The sequence below is a fragment of the Vibrio salinus genome (genome assembly GCF_021272385.1).
Classification (GTDB): domain Bacteria; phylum Pseudomonadota; class Gammaproteobacteria; order Enterobacterales; family Vibrionaceae; genus Vibrio; species Vibrio salinus.
The window spans coordinates 412,568-429,165 of record NZ_JAJSDZ010000007.1 but is presented as its reverse complement, the minus strand read 5'-3'; the positions used below and the strand labels follow the sequence as shown (position 1 = coordinate 429,165).

Annotated in this window: 16 protein-coding genes and 2 pseudogenes; 9 read left to right on the top strand and 9 right to left on the bottom strand. The window is 43.3% G+C overall.

The genetic code is table 11. The features are described from left to right. Nucleotides 1-21: 21 nt before the first annotated feature. From tnpB to LRQ06_RS07830, 4 genes and pseudogenes are all read right to left on the bottom strand, one after another. On the bottom strand, nt 22-375 hold the full coding sequence (tnpB, locus tag LRQ06_RS07845; protein WP_232765834.1) for an IS66 family insertion sequence element accessory protein TnpB: 354 nt from the start codon (nt 373-375) through the stop codon (nt 22-24). Next, nucleotides 372-692: an IS66 family insertion sequence element accessory protein TnpA gene (gene tnpA, locus LRQ06_RS07840; protein ID WP_232765833.1), complete on the bottom strand. Its 321-nt coding sequence runs from the start codon at nt 690-692 to the stop codon at nt 372-374. The genes tnpB and tnpA overlap by 4 nt, the downstream gene beginning before the upstream one ends. A 218-nt stretch (nt 693-910) precedes the next feature. After that, a pseudogene (locus LRQ06_RS07835) lies at nt 911-1,048 on the bottom strand (transposase); the annotation flags it as partial. A gap of 110 nt (nt 1,049-1,158) precedes the next feature. Beyond that, complete coding sequence (locus tag LRQ06_RS07830) at nt 1,159-1,998, bottom strand: FkbM family methyltransferase (RefSeq protein WP_232765832.1); 840 nt, start codon at nt 1,996-1,998, stop codon at nt 1,159-1,161. Nucleotides 1,999-2,126: 128 nt separating this feature from the next. Between LRQ06_RS07830 and LRQ06_RS07825 the strand changes: the two are divergent. Next, nucleotides 2,127-2,457, top strand: a pseudogene (locus LRQ06_RS07825) (transposase); the annotation flags it as partial. Nucleotides 2,458-2,643: 186 nt separating this feature from the next. Beyond that, nucleotides 2,644-3,507, top strand: a complete 864-nt coding sequence (locus LRQ06_RS07820; RefSeq protein WP_232765831.1) for a DNA ligase — start codon at nt 2,644-2,646, stop codon at nt 3,505-3,507. Between the two features lie 35 nt (nt 3,508-3,542). On the opposite strand, the gene zntR is transcribed toward LRQ06_RS07820, so the two are convergent. Beyond that, nucleotides 3,543-3,947, bottom strand: coding sequence for a Zn(2+)-responsive transcriptional regulator (gene zntR, locus LRQ06_RS07815; RefSeq protein ID WP_232765830.1), 405 nt, complete (start codon nt 3,945-3,947; stop codon nt 3,543-3,545). Between the two features lie 177 nt (nt 3,948-4,124). Here zntR and purH point away from each other — a divergent pair, with 177 nt between their 5' ends. Both purH and purD read left to right on the top strand, forming a co-directional pair. Continuing rightward, on the top strand, nt 4,125-5,717 hold the full coding sequence (gene purH / locus LRQ06_RS07810) for a bifunctional phosphoribosylaminoimidazolecarboxamide formyltransferase/IMP cyclohydrolase (RefSeq protein ID WP_232765829.1): 1,593 nt from the start codon (nt 4,125-4,127) through the stop codon (nt 5,715-5,717). Between the two features lie 116 nt (nt 5,718-5,833). Continuing rightward, nucleotides 5,834-7,123, top strand: a complete 1,290-nt coding sequence (gene purD / locus LRQ06_RS07805; RefSeq protein WP_232765828.1) for a phosphoribosylamine--glycine ligase — start codon at nt 5,834-5,836, stop codon at nt 7,121-7,123. A gap of 52 nt (nt 7,124-7,175) precedes the next feature. Here the strand turns inward: purD and LRQ06_RS07800 are convergent, their stop codons facing one another. Next, nucleotides 7,176-7,871, bottom strand: coding sequence for a DUF1481 domain-containing protein (locus LRQ06_RS07800; protein ID WP_232765827.1), 696 nt, complete (start codon nt 7,869-7,871; stop codon nt 7,176-7,178). 49 nt (nt 7,872-7,920) lie between these two features. Further along, complete coding sequence (gene hupA / locus LRQ06_RS07795) at nt 7,921-8,193, bottom strand: nucleoid-associated protein HU-alpha (protein WP_232765826.1); 273 nt, start codon at nt 8,191-8,193, stop codon at nt 7,921-7,923. Between the two features lie 230 nt (nt 8,194-8,423). Here hupA and LRQ06_RS07790 point away from each other — a divergent pair, with 230 nt between their 5' ends. Beyond that, entirely contained in the window at nt 8,424-9,491 is a 1,068-nt protein-coding gene (locus tag LRQ06_RS07790; protein ID WP_232765825.1) for a CNNM domain-containing protein, read from the top strand. 26 nt (nt 9,492-9,517) lie between these two features. Here LRQ06_RS07790 and LRQ06_RS07785 read toward each other — a convergent pair whose 3' ends face one another. After that, the gene (locus LRQ06_RS07785) at nt 9,518-10,105 is read right to left on the bottom strand and encodes a YjaG family protein (RefSeq protein ID WP_232765824.1); all 588 of its coding nucleotides are present in this window, start codon (nt 10,103-10,105) and stop codon (nt 9,518-9,520) included. Between the two features lie 77 nt (nt 10,106-10,182). On the opposite strand from LRQ06_RS07785, the gene LRQ06_RS07780 reads away from it, so the two are divergent. Further along, nucleotides 10,183-11,112: a D-2-hydroxyacid dehydrogenase gene (locus tag LRQ06_RS07780; RefSeq protein WP_232765823.1), complete on the top strand. Its 930-nt coding sequence runs from the start codon at nt 10,183-10,185 to the stop codon at nt 11,110-11,112. Then, a complete protein-coding gene (locus LRQ06_RS07775) occupies nt 11,112-11,690 on the top strand; it encodes a uracil-DNA glycosylase family protein (RefSeq protein WP_232765822.1) in 579 nt (192 codons plus the stop codon). The genes LRQ06_RS07780 and LRQ06_RS07775 overlap by 1 nt, the downstream gene beginning before the upstream one ends. 8 nt (nt 11,691-11,698) lie before the next feature. On the opposite strand, the gene LRQ06_RS07770 is transcribed toward LRQ06_RS07775, so the two are convergent. Then, the gene (locus tag LRQ06_RS07770; RefSeq protein WP_232765821.1) at nt 11,699-13,021 is read right to left on the bottom strand and encodes an MBL fold metallo-hydrolase RNA specificity domain-containing protein; all 1,323 of its coding nucleotides are present in this window, start codon (nt 13,019-13,021) and stop codon (nt 11,699-11,701) included. 321 nt (nt 13,022-13,342) lie between these two features. Between LRQ06_RS07770 and LRQ06_RS07765 the strand changes: the two genes are divergently transcribed. Further along, nucleotides 13,343-13,858, top strand: a complete 516-nt coding sequence (locus tag LRQ06_RS07765; RefSeq protein ID WP_232765820.1) for an outer membrane beta-barrel protein — start codon at nt 13,343-13,345, stop codon at nt 13,856-13,858. A gap of 21 nt (nt 13,859-13,879) precedes the next feature. After that, a complete protein-coding gene (locus LRQ06_RS07760) occupies nt 13,880-16,549 on the top strand; it encodes an SLBB domain-containing protein (protein ID WP_232765819.1) in 2,670 nt (889 codons plus the stop codon). The last annotated feature ends 49 nt before the right edge of the window (nt 16,550-16,598 follow it).

Here is a 16,598-nt window from a genome sequence, read left to right as displayed (position 1 = left end):
TATATCTGACTTTTATGTCGGTCAACTCATTGTAAAATCGTGTATTTCAATGGATTTATGACCGATTATCGTGAAGCCGGATAACAACCTGTTCAGCTCTGATTTTCTGAGGGTAAACACCTGTTTTTTTCCTGACAGGGTCATTTGAATCTGGCTTTTTCCAGACGTTTGTACCAGAGCGGCAAAGCCGGTTTTATCCCAGTAAAGTATCTTGATTTTGTTGCGCTGCCTGTTGGTAAACAGGAACAAAGCGCCAGAGCCAAGAGGCAGGTCGGTTTCCGACTCAACCAATGCAGCCAGACCGTTGATGGACTTTCTAAAATCAACATACTCACGATACAGATAAATGGCAGGAGGATTGGTAAGTCCCATCATGATGATAGTGCACCAATCAATTCCGCAAGATAGGATGTTGGCGTTCCCTGAGGAATACTCAACTCAACATTGTTAAACATAAGCGTCATATTTGCCGCAACAGGATTGATTACCTGATAACGAGAGTGCTCAGTAATTTCAGCCCGAACAAACCCACTCTGATCACTTTCTCCGGAACATTTCAGCAAACGCCTTTTCATAAAGAAAGTCGATGAGCTGATTTTATTTTTCTGACAGAACTCCCTTTGGGTAAGTGTGCTGCTTTCGTATTTCTTAAATATTTCCAGCCATTCCTGATCGCTACGTAGTTTCGCCATGCTTTTATCTCCTGATTATTGAAGATAAGAGCATAAATCTGGTATCAGATTAATTGAATGTGTGGTTTATGAGGCGGTTACAGCCAACGGACTTATCCTGTATGAATATCTGGTCCGGTGCATGAAAGAGCTGGCAAAACCAGAGCCAGATATCGACTCTCTTCTTCCCTAGAACTTATCTCATTAACTTAGCGCCCGTGGTTTTGTGGGGCGCTCACGCCATACTTAGATTTCCAGTTGTAATAAGTTGCGTCAGAAATTCCGGACTCACGACAGACTTCATTCACTTTCCGGCCTGCTTCCACTTCCTTCAGGATCTTAACGATTTGTGATTCTGTGTAGCGTGATTTTTTCATCTTGTGTTCTCCGTTTATTTCAGTGTAAACGGGAAAAGTCTAATTACCAGCGAACAGTTTTGCGGGGAGGATTACATCCATTAGATGAATATTAGTATTTGTATCTAAAATTATATTTTATTCTTTGGTATAAAGAAAATGTCTAGACTTGTCTTATTACACATGGCTGATTTTATATCCTCAATCGAAATTTCATTTAACTTACCGTAGATATCAGCAACAAAATAGTTATATTCACCTTTCAATAATGACTTGTAATCATCAACTGTTTGCCCAAGATTAGTCATGATAGAGCAATTAAACTCAAGGATAATAATTGGCTTATATCTTTCTATTGTTTTTTCTGCTCCAGCCAAAAATAATGGTTCTGCTCCCTCAATATCAACTTTAATCAAGTAAGGTGTTATACCATTTGTAAAAATAAAATCATCCATGGATATTGTGTTTATAGCTACGGTTTTATTCGATGGATCACCTTTATAAACAATGCTGCTATTACCTAATGTGTTAGAAGAAACTCTTAAATCCACTGTATCATTACTGTTCGAACTTACAGCATTATTAATAACTTCAATATTAGATATGTTGGCATTTTCTATTGATTTCCTCAAAATAGAACAGCATTCTGGATTTGCTTCAATGGCATAAATATCTTTAGCTAAATCACAGACATTAAAAGCAAATGCACCTATATTGGCACCTACATCGATTATAGTTTTTCCTTGTAAATCTAAACTCCTTGTTGCTTTTTGTATATGACCTTCAAACTGACCAAAGGCATACAATTGATATCCTATGAAATCACTTTGAGGAACAATGATCCGTTTTTGGGAGAACTCCAACTCTGTTTCAACAAACTTGTCCGATGCAATTAATCTTCTCGCTCTGTACACAATAGAATGGCCTACCTTATTTTTAGATAGTACACGCAATAATTTTTGAAGTATCATATTAATATCCTTAATATTATTAGGCTAAACATATCAGGTAGAATCGTTAGGGGCAATACTTATATTTGCGTTTTTATGCCTGCCAATTTTGGATTATTCGAGAAATAGTACGGCGCGAAATACCCCAGACTGAATGTCTGGCGAAAGACAAAGCTGAAATGCTGGAGTTTTATGACTTTCTGACCGAGCACTGGACGCATATTCGCTCCACAAATCCGATTGAATCACTATTTGCTACAGTCAGATTGAGAACACATAAAACATAAGAACAGCGGTAGCCGAAAAAACACGCTAACCATGGAGTTTAAGTTGATGAAAGCAGCAGAGAAGAATTGGCGCAAACTCAGGAAATTTAAACTACTGGCAGATGTTATCAAAAGCGTGAAATTCAACGATGGCATCCGCGATAATGGGACAGATCAGCAGGATACAGAGCAAGTAGCTGTACACCAGATTTGACTATAGCTCTTTTTTCTTTCCTCTACCCTCCTGATTGTTTTCGTGAATATTGTCGCGCAGTAAAAGCAATAAACTAATTTTTACCTATAAATAATTGATGTAACTCGAGTTCCTGTTCTTATTGCTCGTTTTCTTGCACCGTATCCGCTATATCTCTCCTATCTGTTGACATTTAGGGCATTTACTATGCATTACGGTTCGATAAATAAAGAAATCATCTTTTTACCGCTGTTCTCCTTATCACTGACCTGTCCAGCAAGTGAAACTATCACTCAGCCTTCCCTTACCCTGGCAACAGAATATCAATCCGGAATTCCGCTCTCTCACTACTGGATCAGCGAAAAATATGATGGTATCCGGGCTTTGTGGACCGGAACAAAACTGGTAACCCGCTGCGGTAATTTGATTCATGCTCCCAAATGGTTTACTGCTGCATTACCCAAACATATCATGATTGAGGGAGAGTTATGGGCGGGTCGTAATGGTTTTAACCATGTGCAGAATACAGTTCTCGATTCCTTACCGGATGATAAAGCATGGCATGACATTACATGGATGGTATTTGATATGCCTCTAGAACCAGGCGACTACGTATCCCGCTATGCGGCACTGAAACTGTGGGTAAACACACTCAAGAGTCCATTCCTTGATATTGTCTCTTACCAAAAAATTCCCCAAGAAGCAGAGTTAATGGAACACCTGAACCTCATAGAGAAAAAAGGAGGGGAAGGCATCATATTACGTCGTATCAATGATCGCTATCAAGGAGGCCGGAGTGATGGGCTAATCAAACTGAAAAGTTATCGGGATGCAGAAGCCACGGTCATCGGATACAAACCAGGAAAAGGTCGGTTGCAGGGTAAAACCGGCGCTCTGATCGTTCAGACCGATACTGGTATTATTTTTTCTCTCGGAAGCGGCCTCAGTGATAATGAGCGGAATGAACCACCACAGATCAGAAGCCGGGTAACCTATAGATACAACGGCTTTACCGCCAAAGGAAAACCCCGTTTTGCCCGTTTTTTGCGTGTCAGACATGAGGGGCTTTAGAGCCATGCGTTATACATAGCTAATGGATAAAACTTTCACTGTTTATCCAGTGCTTCCAAAATTGAACAGTGACTGGCATTGTCATTTACCTTGCCGCAACAAGCGTCATTAATTTCTTTCAATGCGTTACGAAATTTCTGTAACTCTTCAATTTTCTGATCAATAACATCCAGTTTTGCACTGGTAATGGCTTTTACTTCAGCGCAGCTGTGCTCCGATGCCTCTAATCGAATATCTAAAAGATCTTTAATCTCATCCAACGATAACCCCAGAGACTTCGCTTTAAGAATGAATTTTACCTGTTTTTCGCTTTCATCAGAATAAAGACGGTAACCCGACTCACTTCTGGCTGCCGGCATAATCAACCCATTCTTTTCATAAAACCGCAGTGCTTCCGTGGTTACCCCGCAGCGTTTTGCCAATTCACCTATCTGGAACATCTGAAATCCCATACATTTTATTAACAAACATGACTAAAAATACATTAAATTCTAATTATTTTCTTTATGCCAAACGATTGCGCGAGCTTTTTTGTGATTAATTCGTTAGAATACGCGCCATCAATTTTAGCTCAGTTTTTTTAACACTAACTCCGTGAATGTGAGGAACATCGTAGCATGAATAACGCTCGTCCTATTCGCCGTGCGCTGATTAGCGTATCAGACAAAACCGGAATTGTAGAATTCGCTCAGGCACTGACTCAACGCGGTGTCGATATTCTGTCAACCGGTGGTACCGCCCGCCTATTAGCAGAGCAAGGCATTGCCGTAACAGAAGTCTCTGATTATACAGGTTTCCCTGAAATGATGGATGGTCGTGTAAAAACGCTTCACCCGAAAGTACACGGTGGTGTATTAGGACGCCGTGGTCAGGATGACGACGTTATGGCACAACACGGAATTCAGCCAATCGATATGGTTGTTGTTAACCTGTACCCATTTGCTGAAACTGTCGCAAAAGAAAACTGCACACTAGCAGATGCGGTTGAAAACATTGATATTGGTGGTCCGACGATGGTTCGTTCTGCGGCAAAAAACCATAAAGATGTAACCATCGTTGTAAATGCTTCCGACTATGATCGTGTTATTGCTGAAATGGACGCTCATGACCAGTCACTGACGCTGGAGACACGCTTTGACCTTGCGATTGCAGCATTCGAACATACTGCCGCTTACGATGGTATGATCGCCAATTACTTCGGCACAATGGTTCCCTCTTACGGTGAAAATAAAGAAGGTGATGAAGAATCCGAATTTCCTCGTACCTTTAATATGCAATTTGAGAAAAAACAAGACATGCGCTATGGAGAAAACAGCCATCAGGCCGCTGCTTTTTATGTCGAAAGTGACGCTCAGAACGGTTCGGTTTCTTCTGCAAAACAAATTCAGGGCAAAGCATTATCATACAACAACATCGCAGATACCGATTCTGCACTTGAGTGCGTGAAAGAATTTACGGATCCTGCCTGTGTGATTGTTAAACACGCGAATCCTTGTGGTGTTGCTCTGGGTAAAAATAGCCTTGAAGCTTATGACCGGGCATTTAAAACGGATCCAACATCGGCATTCGGAGGCATTATCGCCTTTAACCGCGAATTAGATGCAGAGACAGCTCAGGCGATTATCGATCGCCAGTTTGCTGAAGTGATTATTGCACCGAAAGTTTCTACCGAAGCAGTAAACGCTATTGCTGCGAAGAAAAACCTTCGTTTACTGGAATGTGGCGAATGGACCGCTCAGTCGACCGGTTTTGACGTAAAACGGGTCAATGGCGGTTTGCTGGTTCAGGATCGCGATCACGGCATGGTGACAATGGGTGATCTGAAAGTTGTGACAAAACGTCAGCCATCGGATGAAGAACTGAAAGATGCCCTGTTCTGCTGGAAAGTTGCCAAATACGTAAAATCCAATGCTATTGTTTATGCCAAAGGAGACATGACCATTGGTGTTGGCGCCGGCCAGATGAGTCGTGTTTATTCTGCTAAAATTGCGGGTATCAAAGCAGCAGATGAAGGTCTGGAAGTCGAAGGTACTGTCATGGCGTCGGATGCTTTCTTCCCGTTCCGTGATGGTATTGATGCAGCAGCAGAAGCAGGCATCACCTGTGTAATCCAGCCGGGTGGTTCAATGCGTGATGACGAAGTCATTGCCGCTGCAGATGAGCATGGCATGGCCATGGTCTTCACTGGCATGCGCCACTTCAGACACTAAGAAAAGGATACCGGGTTTCAGGATAGAGAGTTTCAGGAATAGCCTGAAACCCTCCCACCTAAACCTTTCTTCCTGAAACCTAACCAACTGGATACTTATTGTAAGGAATTTATCCTATGAACGTACTTGTTATTGGTTCTGGCGGCCGCGAGCACGCTCTTGCCTGGAAAGTCGCTCAAAACCCTCAGGTTGATACTATTTTTGTTGCACCCGGTAATGCCGGTACTGCGCTGGAAGCAAAAGTTCAGAATATCGCCATCGATGTCGAAGATATCGCGGGCCTCGTAGCTTTTGCCAAAGAAAAAACCATTGAGCTGACCATTGTCGGTCCCGAGGCACCACTGGTTATCGGTGTGGTTGATGCATTTCAAAAAGAAGGTCTGGCCATCTTTGGCCCGACTCAGGGAGCCGCACAGTTAGAAGGATCTAAAGCTTTCACAAAAGATTTCCTTGCCCGCCATAAAATCCCAACGGCTGATTACGCCAACTTCACGGAAATTGAGCCGGCTCTGGCTTATCTCCGTGAAAAAGGGGCGCCCATCGTAGTTAAAGCGGATGGTCTGGCGGCCGGTAAAGGTGTTATCGTTGCAATGACACTGAAAGAAGCAGAAGCTGCTGTACAGGATATGCTGGCGGGGAATGCATTTGGCGATGCCGGTCACCGGGTGGTGATTGAAGAGTTCCTCGAAGGTGAAGAAGCCAGCTTCATTGTCATGGTTGATGGTAAAAACGTATTACCAATGGCAACCAGTCAGGATCATAAACGTGTCGGTGATAGAGATACCGGGCCGAATACCGGCGGTATGGGTGCTTATTCCCCGGCTCCGGTTGTCACTCAGGAAGTCCATGACCGGATTATGGAACAGGTAATCTACCCAACAGTTGAAGGCATGGCCAAAGAAGGTCATCCGTATACCGGTTTTCTGTATGCCGGACTGATGATTGACGGGAATGGAAATCCCAAAGTTATCGAATATAACTGTCGTTTTGGTGATCCTGAAACCCAACCAATCATGATGCGTATGCAATCGGATATGGTGGAACTGTGTCAGGCAGCTCTGAAAGGCAAACTGGATCAGGCTGAATCGAAATGGGATCCAAGAGCCTCAATCGGTATCGTTCTTGCTGCCGGTGGTTATCCGGGTAACTACAACAAAGGTGATGTTATCTCTGGCTTACCTGACCGTGATGCTGAAGGTGAAAAAATCTTCCATGCCGGCACCACAGAGAAAGACGGTCACGTCGTGACAAATGGTGGTCGTGTACTTTGTGCTACCGCGCTTGGCCATTCCGTTTCTGAAGCACAGCAACATGCCTATGAGCTGGCTAAAAAAGTCACCTGGGATGGTGTTTTCTGCCGCAGTGATATTGGCTATCGAGCTATTGCACGGGAACAAAATAAATAACCAGTCAATATAGCCTCATTAAAAAGGGAAGCCTCAAACTTCCCTTTTTCTTTTATTCTTTTCGTAAATCAACCGGTTTCATACAATCATGATCATCATCGGTCAACACTAATAACTTATCAACCTGCAGTGTTGAACCTTTTATTGAACCGGACACTGCCAGATAATTATTCAACGAAGATAAACGATTGACCACAAAACTGGGTAACGTCTGGTTAAACTCAATGGATGAATATTCTTTCCCATTACAGCTTTCAAACGTTTCACCATCCCAGTATCCCTGAATTAAACGGGGGCGGTGAATACTTGCTCCCCGGCCTTTGGTAATTTTGATAATATCCGCTGCCTGTTCCTGATAATGATGAATCTGCTCTTCATGAACTGGCAACACGCTTCCATCAATGCGATATAACTGATACACCGCTTCTCCGGTTTGAGTAAAACGTAACTGAAGTGAAAACGGAACTAACTGGCCCTGCTGATTTAGTTTCTCTCCCTTACGCACAATTTCCTGCAATTTCCCCTGACTCCAGTAGTAAGAGGTCCGGTATTCACCATCATTGCCGGAAAATACTGCGTCAGAAGCGGTTTCAGGAAGATCACTTTTTTCGGTATACCAAAAGAAAGAGACCGAATTCCCGGCTCTCTGGCCACCAGAATAGTGTTTAATTGTAGTATCAAGAATGGGAGAAGATGAACATGCCGTTAACAGGCAGAAAATAGTAAGAAAAAATAATAGATGTTTCATAAAAAAAAATACGCCAAGAATCTTATAGAACCCTGACGTAAAGTATAGATTAGTTCACTGACTCTTTCAGTGCTTTACCCGCAACAAACGCAGGAACATTTGCTGCAGCAATCTGAATTTCATCTCCGGTTTTAGGATTACGGCCAGTGCGCGCAGCACGATGATTTACTTTAAACGTACCAAAACCAATTAGTTGAACTTGGTCACCTTCTTTTAAAGCACCTTCTACTGCGCCAAGAGTTGCTTCCAGAGCCGCTTTAGCCTGTACTTTTGAAAGGTCTGCTTTTTCTGCAATAAAGTCGATTAATTGGGTCTTGTTCATTAGGTTTCCCTTCTAATATGTTATCGAACTCAATCCACTCTAAAGCAAAAACCCCCTTTATGGCAAAGGTTTGTCGTACTTCATGAGCGCTTATGTCCATTTTTTAACCAAAAACTGCGCAACTCCTCACAATTTACATACATATCATACCTCTGATCCCTTGTATTACAGGAGATTAGCAGCCATCTATAGTTCATAACCTCACGAAATGAAAATTGTAAGGTAATGTTATGCTATTGCTGACTATCTATGTTTTGGTGGCGATTATCGTCTCTTTTTTATGCTCAATCCTTGAAGCCGTATTATTGAGTATTACACCAAGTTATATTGCTCAGCAAAAAAATATAGGCAGTTCATTTGCAACAAAATTACTGATTCTGAAACAAGACATTGACCGTCCTCTGGCTTCTATTCTGACACTTAACACCATTGCACATACCATCGGAGCCGCAGGAGCCGGCGCTCAGGCCGTAATCGTTTTCGGCAATGAATGGCTCGGGGTATTTTCAGCAATACTGACCCTTGCCATTCTGCTACTCTCCGAAATTATACCCAAAACCATTGGAGCCACGTTCTGGCGCTGGCTTACACCAATAACGGTTCATATTTTAAGTTTTATGGTAAAAGCGTTATTTCCCCTTGTCTGGCTGAGTGAACAAATTACCCGCCCGTTTTCCCGTAACCAATTTCAGCCTAAAATACGCGATGAAATTTATGCCATGAGTCTGCTGGCACATGACTCCGAAGAATTTGACGAAGGGGAAACCAAATTATTGGCTAATTTCTTTACATTAAGAACGGTTCCGGTCACTGAAGTCATGACGCCCCGTACCGTTTTATTCCGGATCGATGCAGAACTGACCATTAATCGGTTTTTGCAGGATTACACCGATACCCCCTTTTCCCGACCTTTAATTTACAGTCAGAGTAAAGATAATATTCTGGGTTTTGTACATCGCCTTGAACTATTCAGATTACAGCAACAGGGACTGGGAGAAAAACAGCTAGGGGCAGTCATGCGTCCTATATTTGTCATATTGAACACACTCTCATTACTGGATACCTTTAATCAAATGATGAAAGAAGATCTTCAGCTATCGGTCATCGTAGACGAATATGGTTCAGTTCAGGGCATCGTGACTCTGGAAGATATCTTTGAGTACCTTCTTGGTGAAGAAATCGTTGATGAAGCAGATAAAATCACCGATATGCAGGAACTGGCACTGAAAAGATGGGACGAATGGAAGACACATCATGGTGTCATAGAAAGTAAAGATAAAGAGACAAACAGGGAATAATTAACTCATTATTCCCGCAATACTCATCACACACTCAAACCGATATTAGAGAGGTTTTCCTGCCTAAGTTCCTCTTTCAAATCTTTAATCAGTTCAATATCGCGTTCTTTGGCTTCTCTGAGCGGCCGGAAAATAGCCCACTGGACGTCCCATTCAGCACAAACCGCCTCATTCAGTTTTTGATTTTCATTGGTAATGCCGTCAGCCCCCTGAGCTTCTTCTAACTGGGCAACCGTGTTGACAGAAACCGCACTGACTTTCAGAACGGCATCGAGCATATCTTCACGGTCAAGCAAACCGTGCAGTAAATCGGCCAGAGCCTCACAAGCATCAATTGCCGGGAAAACACCATAAAACTCATATTCTTCTGCGACCGGTATCAGCTCTTCCAGTTTTTCTAACTGGCGCTCAAAGTTGACTTTTGCGGTTTTCACCGTCAATGTTTCCCATACGGCATCAAGAATGTCACGATAAACTCGCTCAGAACCGAACTGAGTATGCTGGCAAAATGCCGCATAATTGGGATACATACGCTCACACAAACAAGCCATAAATGTTATTTGTTGCCAGGGCTGAAACTTTTCTAAGCGAAGTTGAATCGGATTCTGTAGCATATTATTTTGCCTATGAAAAAACACACCGGAAGTGTACTGGTATACCCGAGTGACTTACAAGGAAAAAAGCACTGTTTATGAATAATCAAGAACACCGCATTTATTTAATGACTGCAAATAACGATTTGTATATTCAGCTATTGAAAAAAGAATTAGAGAAAAACCAGTTTCAGCGAACAGAGAACCGTTCAGAAGCCACCATTGTTCTCGGCGACCCACCGCTGGTTGCAGATCATCTTGATCACTTTACCCAGTTAAAGTGGTTACAATCAACCTTTGCCGGTATTGATTCATTAGTCAAACCTGGACTACGTCAGGACTACCAGCTGACAAATGTAAAAGGCCCGTTCGGCCAGCTAATCAGTGAGTATGTTCTGGGTTATACCTTGTCTTATACCCGTCACTTTAATCAATACAAAGAACAGCAAAACCATAAACAGTGGCAACCCCATTCTTATCAGAATCTGAAAGACAAAAACCTTGTAATACTGGGAACCGGCACTATTGCCAGAGAAGTTGCCAGCAAACTGTCCGTCATGGGACTGAACATGTTAGGTATTAATACTTCCGGTATTCCTCCCAAAGACTCTCCGTTCAGTCAGGTCTTTCATATCAGAGAACTGGACGCCGCTTTAAGCAAAGCCGATATTATTGTAAATACGCTTCCTCATACTCAGGAAACACGGCATATACTTAATTCAGATGCTTTTTCTGCATGTAAACATGCGTTGCTGTTTAATGTTGGTCGCGGAGGTGCTGTTGCTGAAACGGATCTACTCAATGCTTTAGAATCCAACCAAATCGCTCATGCATTTTTAGATGTTTTTGAGCAAGAACCTTTACCTGCAGAACACCCTTTCTGGAGTAATAGTAAAATTACCGTTACTCCGCATATCGCTGCCGTCAGCTTTCCAGAGCAGGTAGCAACAGTATTTGCAAAAAACCTGGCCTTATGGCAACAGGAAAAACCACTTAATTACTTAGTCGATTTTAACAAAGGGTACTAATGCTGGAAAAACTCCTGTCGGAAATTCGTCAATGTCGGCACTGTGAGCCTAACCTTCCCTTAGGCGCTAACCCGGTCATTCAGGCCAGTACCAGTGCCCGGATTTTGATCGTAGGACAAGCCCCCGGAACGAAAGTTCATCAAACATCAGTGCCATGGAATGATCCCAGTGGGGATCGTCTCAGACAATGGCTGAACATAGACAAGGCTCAATTTTACAATAAAAATAAGGTTGCCATCATGCCGATGGGACTTTGTTATCCCGGTAGAGGGAAAAGCGGTGATCTACCGCCAAGAAAAGAATGTGCACCGATGTGGCATCAAAAAGTGTTGGATCAGTTGCCGGGGATTGAACTTACCTTACTCATTGGCCAGTATGCCCAGCAGTACTACCTTAACAACAAGCCCAAAACACTGACCGAAACCGTAAAAAACTGGCAACAATGGGCACCGGCGTTTATTCCTCTGCCTCATCCATCGCCCAGAAATACTTTTTGGCTAAAGAAAAATCCCTGGTTTGAAGAGGACGTAATCCCCTATGTGGCCAAACGGGTACACGAAATATTAGACCGGATATAAACCAATGATTAGCTAACATGGTACCCCAGTGCCTTCAGTTTCCCAGCCAATTCCGATTGTGCATTTTCTTCACCATGTACCAACCGAATTTCCCCTGGCCCCTGCTCTATCCGCTCAACAAAACGAAGTAAATCCGCCTGATCAGCATGAGCGGAATAACCGGACATATGATGAATCTGAGCCTTCACTTCTATCCGGTGACCATCAATATAGACCTGGGATTCCCCTTCCTGTAACTGGCACCCTAATGTGTCTTCAGCCTGATATCCGGCAAAAATCACATCCGTCCGGGGATCCGGAAGTAACTGTGCTAAATAGTCCATAACACGCCCTCCCTGACACATACCAGAAGCGGCTATCACAATAGCCGGCTCGCCAGATGCGGCAAGCCGGTTTACCACCCTTTTATGCTCCCGGTATCCATCAATGGTTATGCACTGCTCAAATGCCAACGGATGACGATGCTGTTCATAGCGGTGTTTGGCTTCTTTACTCCACAATTTCCTAAACCGGCGGTAAGCATGCGTCACTTCAACAGCCATTGGCGAATCCAGCAATATCGGTAACCGGTCCGACACAGCATGTTGGTGAATCAGATTTTCAATATCGAATAACAGCTCCTGCGTTCTGCCGATACTAAATGCCGGAATAATAATCGCGCCACCGTCCTGCAATGAATGCTGAATGATCGCTTCGAGGCGCGTTGCCCGGCCTTCTACATCTTCATGAATTTTATCACCATAGGTGGATTCTAAAACCAGAAAATCAGCCCGTTTGGGAGGGACCGGATCGGGGAGTAATGGCGTATTAGAAGGGCCTATATCACCAGAGAATGCAACAATATTTTCATCAGCCAGCTTAATTTCGGTAATGGCAGACCCAAGAATGTGTCCGGCAGGCGAAAAACGCACGTAGCAATAACTCTGCTCTCTGGGTAAACGAATCCGGAGCCATTGCCCATAACTCAGAGTCATAATCTGTTTATCTAACCGGTTTAATATGTGACGAATCTGAGCCTCTGCCAGCCCTAAATAAATTCTTAAACTGTCCCGTAATAACAGAGGCAACAGTGCCGCAGTGGCCGGCGTACAATACACCTTCCCGACAAACCCGGCCGCTAACAGCCATGGCAACCGCCCCACATGATCAATATGAGCATGCGTCAGAATCACGGCTTCCACAGATTTTATCGGGAAATCAATTTGCGGATTCTGAGCGTTATTCCCCTGTTCAAGACCACAATCAATTAATAAACTGGATTTGCCGATTTTAAGTTCATGACAGGAACCGGTAACCGTGTGCCTGGCACCGTGATGAATTATTGTTAACATACCGATTTTCTTCCTATCGTCTTTTAAAAAATCACCATATAAATCAAATTTCTAGTAATATAAAGCTCAATAATAATTTTTCACGAAAAATCTAATAAATAAAACATAAGCACTTCACAAGGTAACCCGATGACTGTATGATTTTTGACGTTTAATCTCAAAGTATCATTAGAACGCGATTGAAGTTAAACCAAGTGCATCATTACCAACAATATGACGGAGCAGTCTTGCTTGGGGGAACATACCCTAGGGCGGTAGCATGCCTGTGTCATTATGTTTAATTTCTGTTTAACAGCCTGAATGGATTCAACTGGGTAACGCATGATAGAAAACCTTTGCAAGAATGTTCTTAACGCTGTTCTGTTCACTTCTTTTTTTCTTCCAACGTATTCATTTGCCGATGTATATACCGGTATCAACCTTAGCTACACCAGCTCCGAAATAAAGAACAATAGTGACTGGCAGGAAGAGTCACCCGTACTGGCTCAGATTCAGGGTGGATATTTCTTCTCAGATTATATCGGGGCTGAAATCCGCTATGGAAAATCAATAGAAGGTGATGCCAGTCAGTCAGTTGAAGATATCACTTCGGCATTTATCAAAGGCAACCTTCCCATCACAGATCAAATAGCCGTTTATGCCTTAGCCGGTTATTCTGATATTACGGCAAAAAACAATTCCCACAATAACGTTTCTGATAGTGATATCAGTTTAGGCGTGGGATTACATTACGCTTTTGATAGCCATAAAGCCGCAACCATTGAGTTGGTAAGATACGCTGACGGAAACCAGGTCAGACTAAACGGCCTGCAAATAGGCTTCCAATACCGATTTTAAATCTTATTCCGTGACATTATTATGCTAAAAAAATATTCTATTTTACTCTTGGCCAGTATACTTGCCACACCTTGCTCTTTTGCAGCTCAGACACCAACTCAGGAACAAATAAAAATGTTTCAGAGTTTACCAAAAGCCCAACAACAGGCTTTGGCTCAACAATATGGTGTCACTTTGCCATCCTCCGGAAATAAAAACTCACAACCAATTTCTACTCCGGAGACACAAAAGCCCAGAGAAGAGAATGCGTTATCTCAGGATGAAAACTCTCATGGCAATGTTTCCCAGCAGCAGACCCCGACACAATTAAAACGCTTTGGTGTTTCACTGTTTGCCTCTTCCCCTTCTACTTTTGCTCCTGTTAGTGACACCCCTATTCCAAGCAACTATCAGATTGGTCCCGGAGACGAAATCGTTGTTCAACTGTTTGGTAAAGATAATGATGAATATCACCTGATAGTGAATCGCCATGGCGTCATTAATTTTCCGTCATTAGGACCAATTTCAGTATCGGGGATGTCTTTTACTCAGGTCAAATCGTCTTTAACGAAACGCATCAATGAACAGATTATCGGCGTGAAAAGTGATATTACACTAGGTAAACTGCGCACGATGCAAATTTTTGTTATGGGGGATGCCTATAAGCCTGGGGCCTATACAGTCAGTGCCCTGACTACTATTTCTCAGGCGATATACTACAGTGGCGGTTTTAGCAATAGCGGTTCTTTGAGAAATATTCAGCTAAAACGCAATGGTAAAATTGTCCGCAAGCTCGATTTATATGACTTACTTCTAAAAGGTGATTCCAGTAATGATGTACGCCTGTTACCGGGAGACGTCGTATTTGTTAATCCGGTAGGAAAAACGGCCACAGTGGAAGGCGCAGTAAACCGTCCGGCGATTTACGAATTAAGAACCGGTGAAACCTTCCGGGAACTGTTACATGACGCCGGTGACATGACATCCACAGCATACACAGAGCAAATCCGGGTAACGCGTTTAACGCCTGAGGGCGAACGTCAAGTTCTGACCATTAATTCATCAACAGCAGATATGAAAAAGTTGGTGTCTCGTGGCGACATTATTTCCGTCGGCAGTGCCAATGGTGATTATAAAGACTATATAAAGGTGGATGGCGATGTTGTTAACCCGGGTTATCAGCAATGGACAAAAGGCCAACGCATCAGTGACGTCTTTTACTCTCTTGATTCCGCCTTCAATCCCACTGCCGATGTGAATTATGCCTTAGTGATCCGGGAAATTAACCCTCAGCACAATATTCGTGTCCTCCAATTTAGCCTGGCAAATGCGCTGCTACACCCGGATAGTGATGATAACCTGACATTACATTCACGCGATCAAATCCTCATCTTTAACCGTTTTGGTGAAGATGACCTGAAACGAATGACTGACAATAAAAATGTCGACGATGTTACCGCCAAAAGTTTGCATCAGGCTCAGAAGCAGGCGCAATTTGATAAGCAGCAACAAGCCAAAATTGCTTCCGGAGGAGAAACTCTGGATACCTCGGGGATTACCACCAAACAGGTGGATTGGCTCTTTCAGGGGAAGCACATATCTAAAGAGCAAGTTCAGGATCTAAAAAACAATTCCCGCCGTGTGCTCATGGCTCAGGTGATTCTGAAGCTTCGCCAGCAAGCCATATATGGCAGCCCGGCCCAGTTAGTTGAAGTCCGCGGTGAAGTGAAGCACCCCGGACTTTACCCCATAACCCAACGCAATCATGTTAAAGACATCATTAATGCCGCGGGAGGACTGACAGAATACGCGTATACGCATAATGCCGAAATTGCCCGCACACTCATCCACAATCAAAGAAGCCATATCAATATCATCTCTTTTAACCTGAATAACGCCTTACTTGGCGATGCCCAGGCAAATCTAATCATTGCCCCTCGGGATAAAATTAATATTCTTCAGCAACCCGGTCTCAAAGAACAAAACACCGTGGATTTACGTGGTGAAGTGAAGTTTCCGGGTATCTACACAATCAGCAAAGGGGAAACGTTGCGGGATGTTATCAAGCGAGCCGGAGGATTAACACAATACGCGTATCCTCAGGGTGCTATTTTTACCCGGGAATCGCTGCGCTTAAAAGAAGAAAAACTGCTGAAGCATTACGCCGAAGACTTACGTAGCGAAGTGGCTAAGAAGTCCCTTACTGCAGGAAATAACTCCAGTGTGTTATCCGACCCTGACAAAACGTTGTCTTTTATCGATAAAGCCGCAAAAAGTAAGGCGCTTGGCCGATTAGTCATTCAATTGGATCAGATAGAAAAGGGAAATCTTCGGGCCGATGTGCCTCTGGAAGATGGCGATTTCTTGTTTGTCCCGACCTACAGCAATACTATATCTGTTATGGGGGAAGTTCAGGTCGGCATAACTTACCTACTTGATCCCCGTTTAGATGTGGACGATTACATAAATAAAGCCGGCGGAATGAAAAAACGAGCGGATGAAGATCGCGTCTTTGTGATCAGGGCAGATGGTTCGGTAATTAAACCCAACAATGGTTTCTGGTTTGGCCGTAGTTACGACTCTTTGGTTGCCGGAGATACCATTGTGGTCCCTGTCGATTCCGACTACCGGGATACTTTAAGCTTCTGGCAGGCCGCAACCCAAATTCTGTATCAGACCGGAGTTGCTATCAACGCACTGGATTTGAATTAGTAAAGATTAATGGCCTGCTATACCAAGCAGGCCTTGATATTTTTTCCTA

Coding starts and splice junctions, on each gene's coding strand:
- tnpB (WP_232765834.1), bottom strand. CDS start 375: ATGATGGGACTTACCAATCCTCCTGCCATTTATCTGTATCGTGAGTAT.
- tnpA (WP_232765833.1), bottom strand. CDS start 692: ATGGCGAAACTACGTAGCGATCAGGAATGGCTGGAAATATTTAAGAAA.
- LRQ06_RS07830 (WP_232765832.1), bottom strand. CDS start 1,998: ATGATACTTCAAAAATTATTGCGTGTACTATCTAAAAATAAGGTAGGC.
- LRQ06_RS07820 (WP_232765831.1), top strand. CDS start 2,644: ATGCATTACGGTTCGATAAATAAAGAAATCATCTTTTTACCGCTGTTC.
- zntR (WP_232765830.1), bottom strand. CDS start 3,947: ATGTTCCAGATAGGTGAATTGGCAAAACGCTGCGGGGTAACCACGGAA.
- purH (WP_232765829.1), top strand. CDS start 4,125: ATGAATAACGCTCGTCCTATTCGCCGTGCGCTGATTAGCGTATCAGAC.
- purD (WP_232765828.1), top strand. CDS start 5,834: ATGAACGTACTTGTTATTGGTTCTGGCGGCCGCGAGCACGCTCTTGCC.
- LRQ06_RS07800 (WP_232765827.1), bottom strand. CDS start 7,871: ATGAAACATCTATTATTTTTTCTTACTATTTTCTGCCTGTTAACGGCA.
- hupA (WP_232765826.1), bottom strand. CDS start 8,193: ATGAACAAGACCCAATTAATCGACTTTATTGCAGAAAAAGCAGACCTT.
- LRQ06_RS07790 (WP_232765825.1), top strand. CDS start 8,424: ATGCTATTGCTGACTATCTATGTTTTGGTGGCGATTATCGTCTCTTTT.
- LRQ06_RS07785 (WP_232765824.1), bottom strand. CDS start 10,105: ATGCTACAGAATCCGATTCAACTTCGCTTAGAAAAGTTTCAGCCCTGG.
- LRQ06_RS07780 (WP_232765823.1), top strand. CDS start 10,183: ATGAATAATCAAGAACACCGCATTTATTTAATGACTGCAAATAACGAT.
- LRQ06_RS07775 (WP_232765822.1), top strand. CDS start 11,112: ATGCTGGAAAAACTCCTGTCGGAAATTCGTCAATGTCGGCACTGTGAG.
- LRQ06_RS07770 (WP_232765821.1), bottom strand. CDS start 13,021: ATGTTAACAATAATTCATCACGGTGCCAGGCACACGGTTACCGGTTCC.
- LRQ06_RS07765 (WP_232765820.1), top strand. CDS start 13,343: ATGATAGAAAACCTTTGCAAGAATGTTCTTAACGCTGTTCTGTTCACT.
- LRQ06_RS07760 (WP_232765819.1), top strand. CDS start 13,880: ATGCTAAAAAAATATTCTATTTTACTCTTGGCCAGTATACTTGCCACA.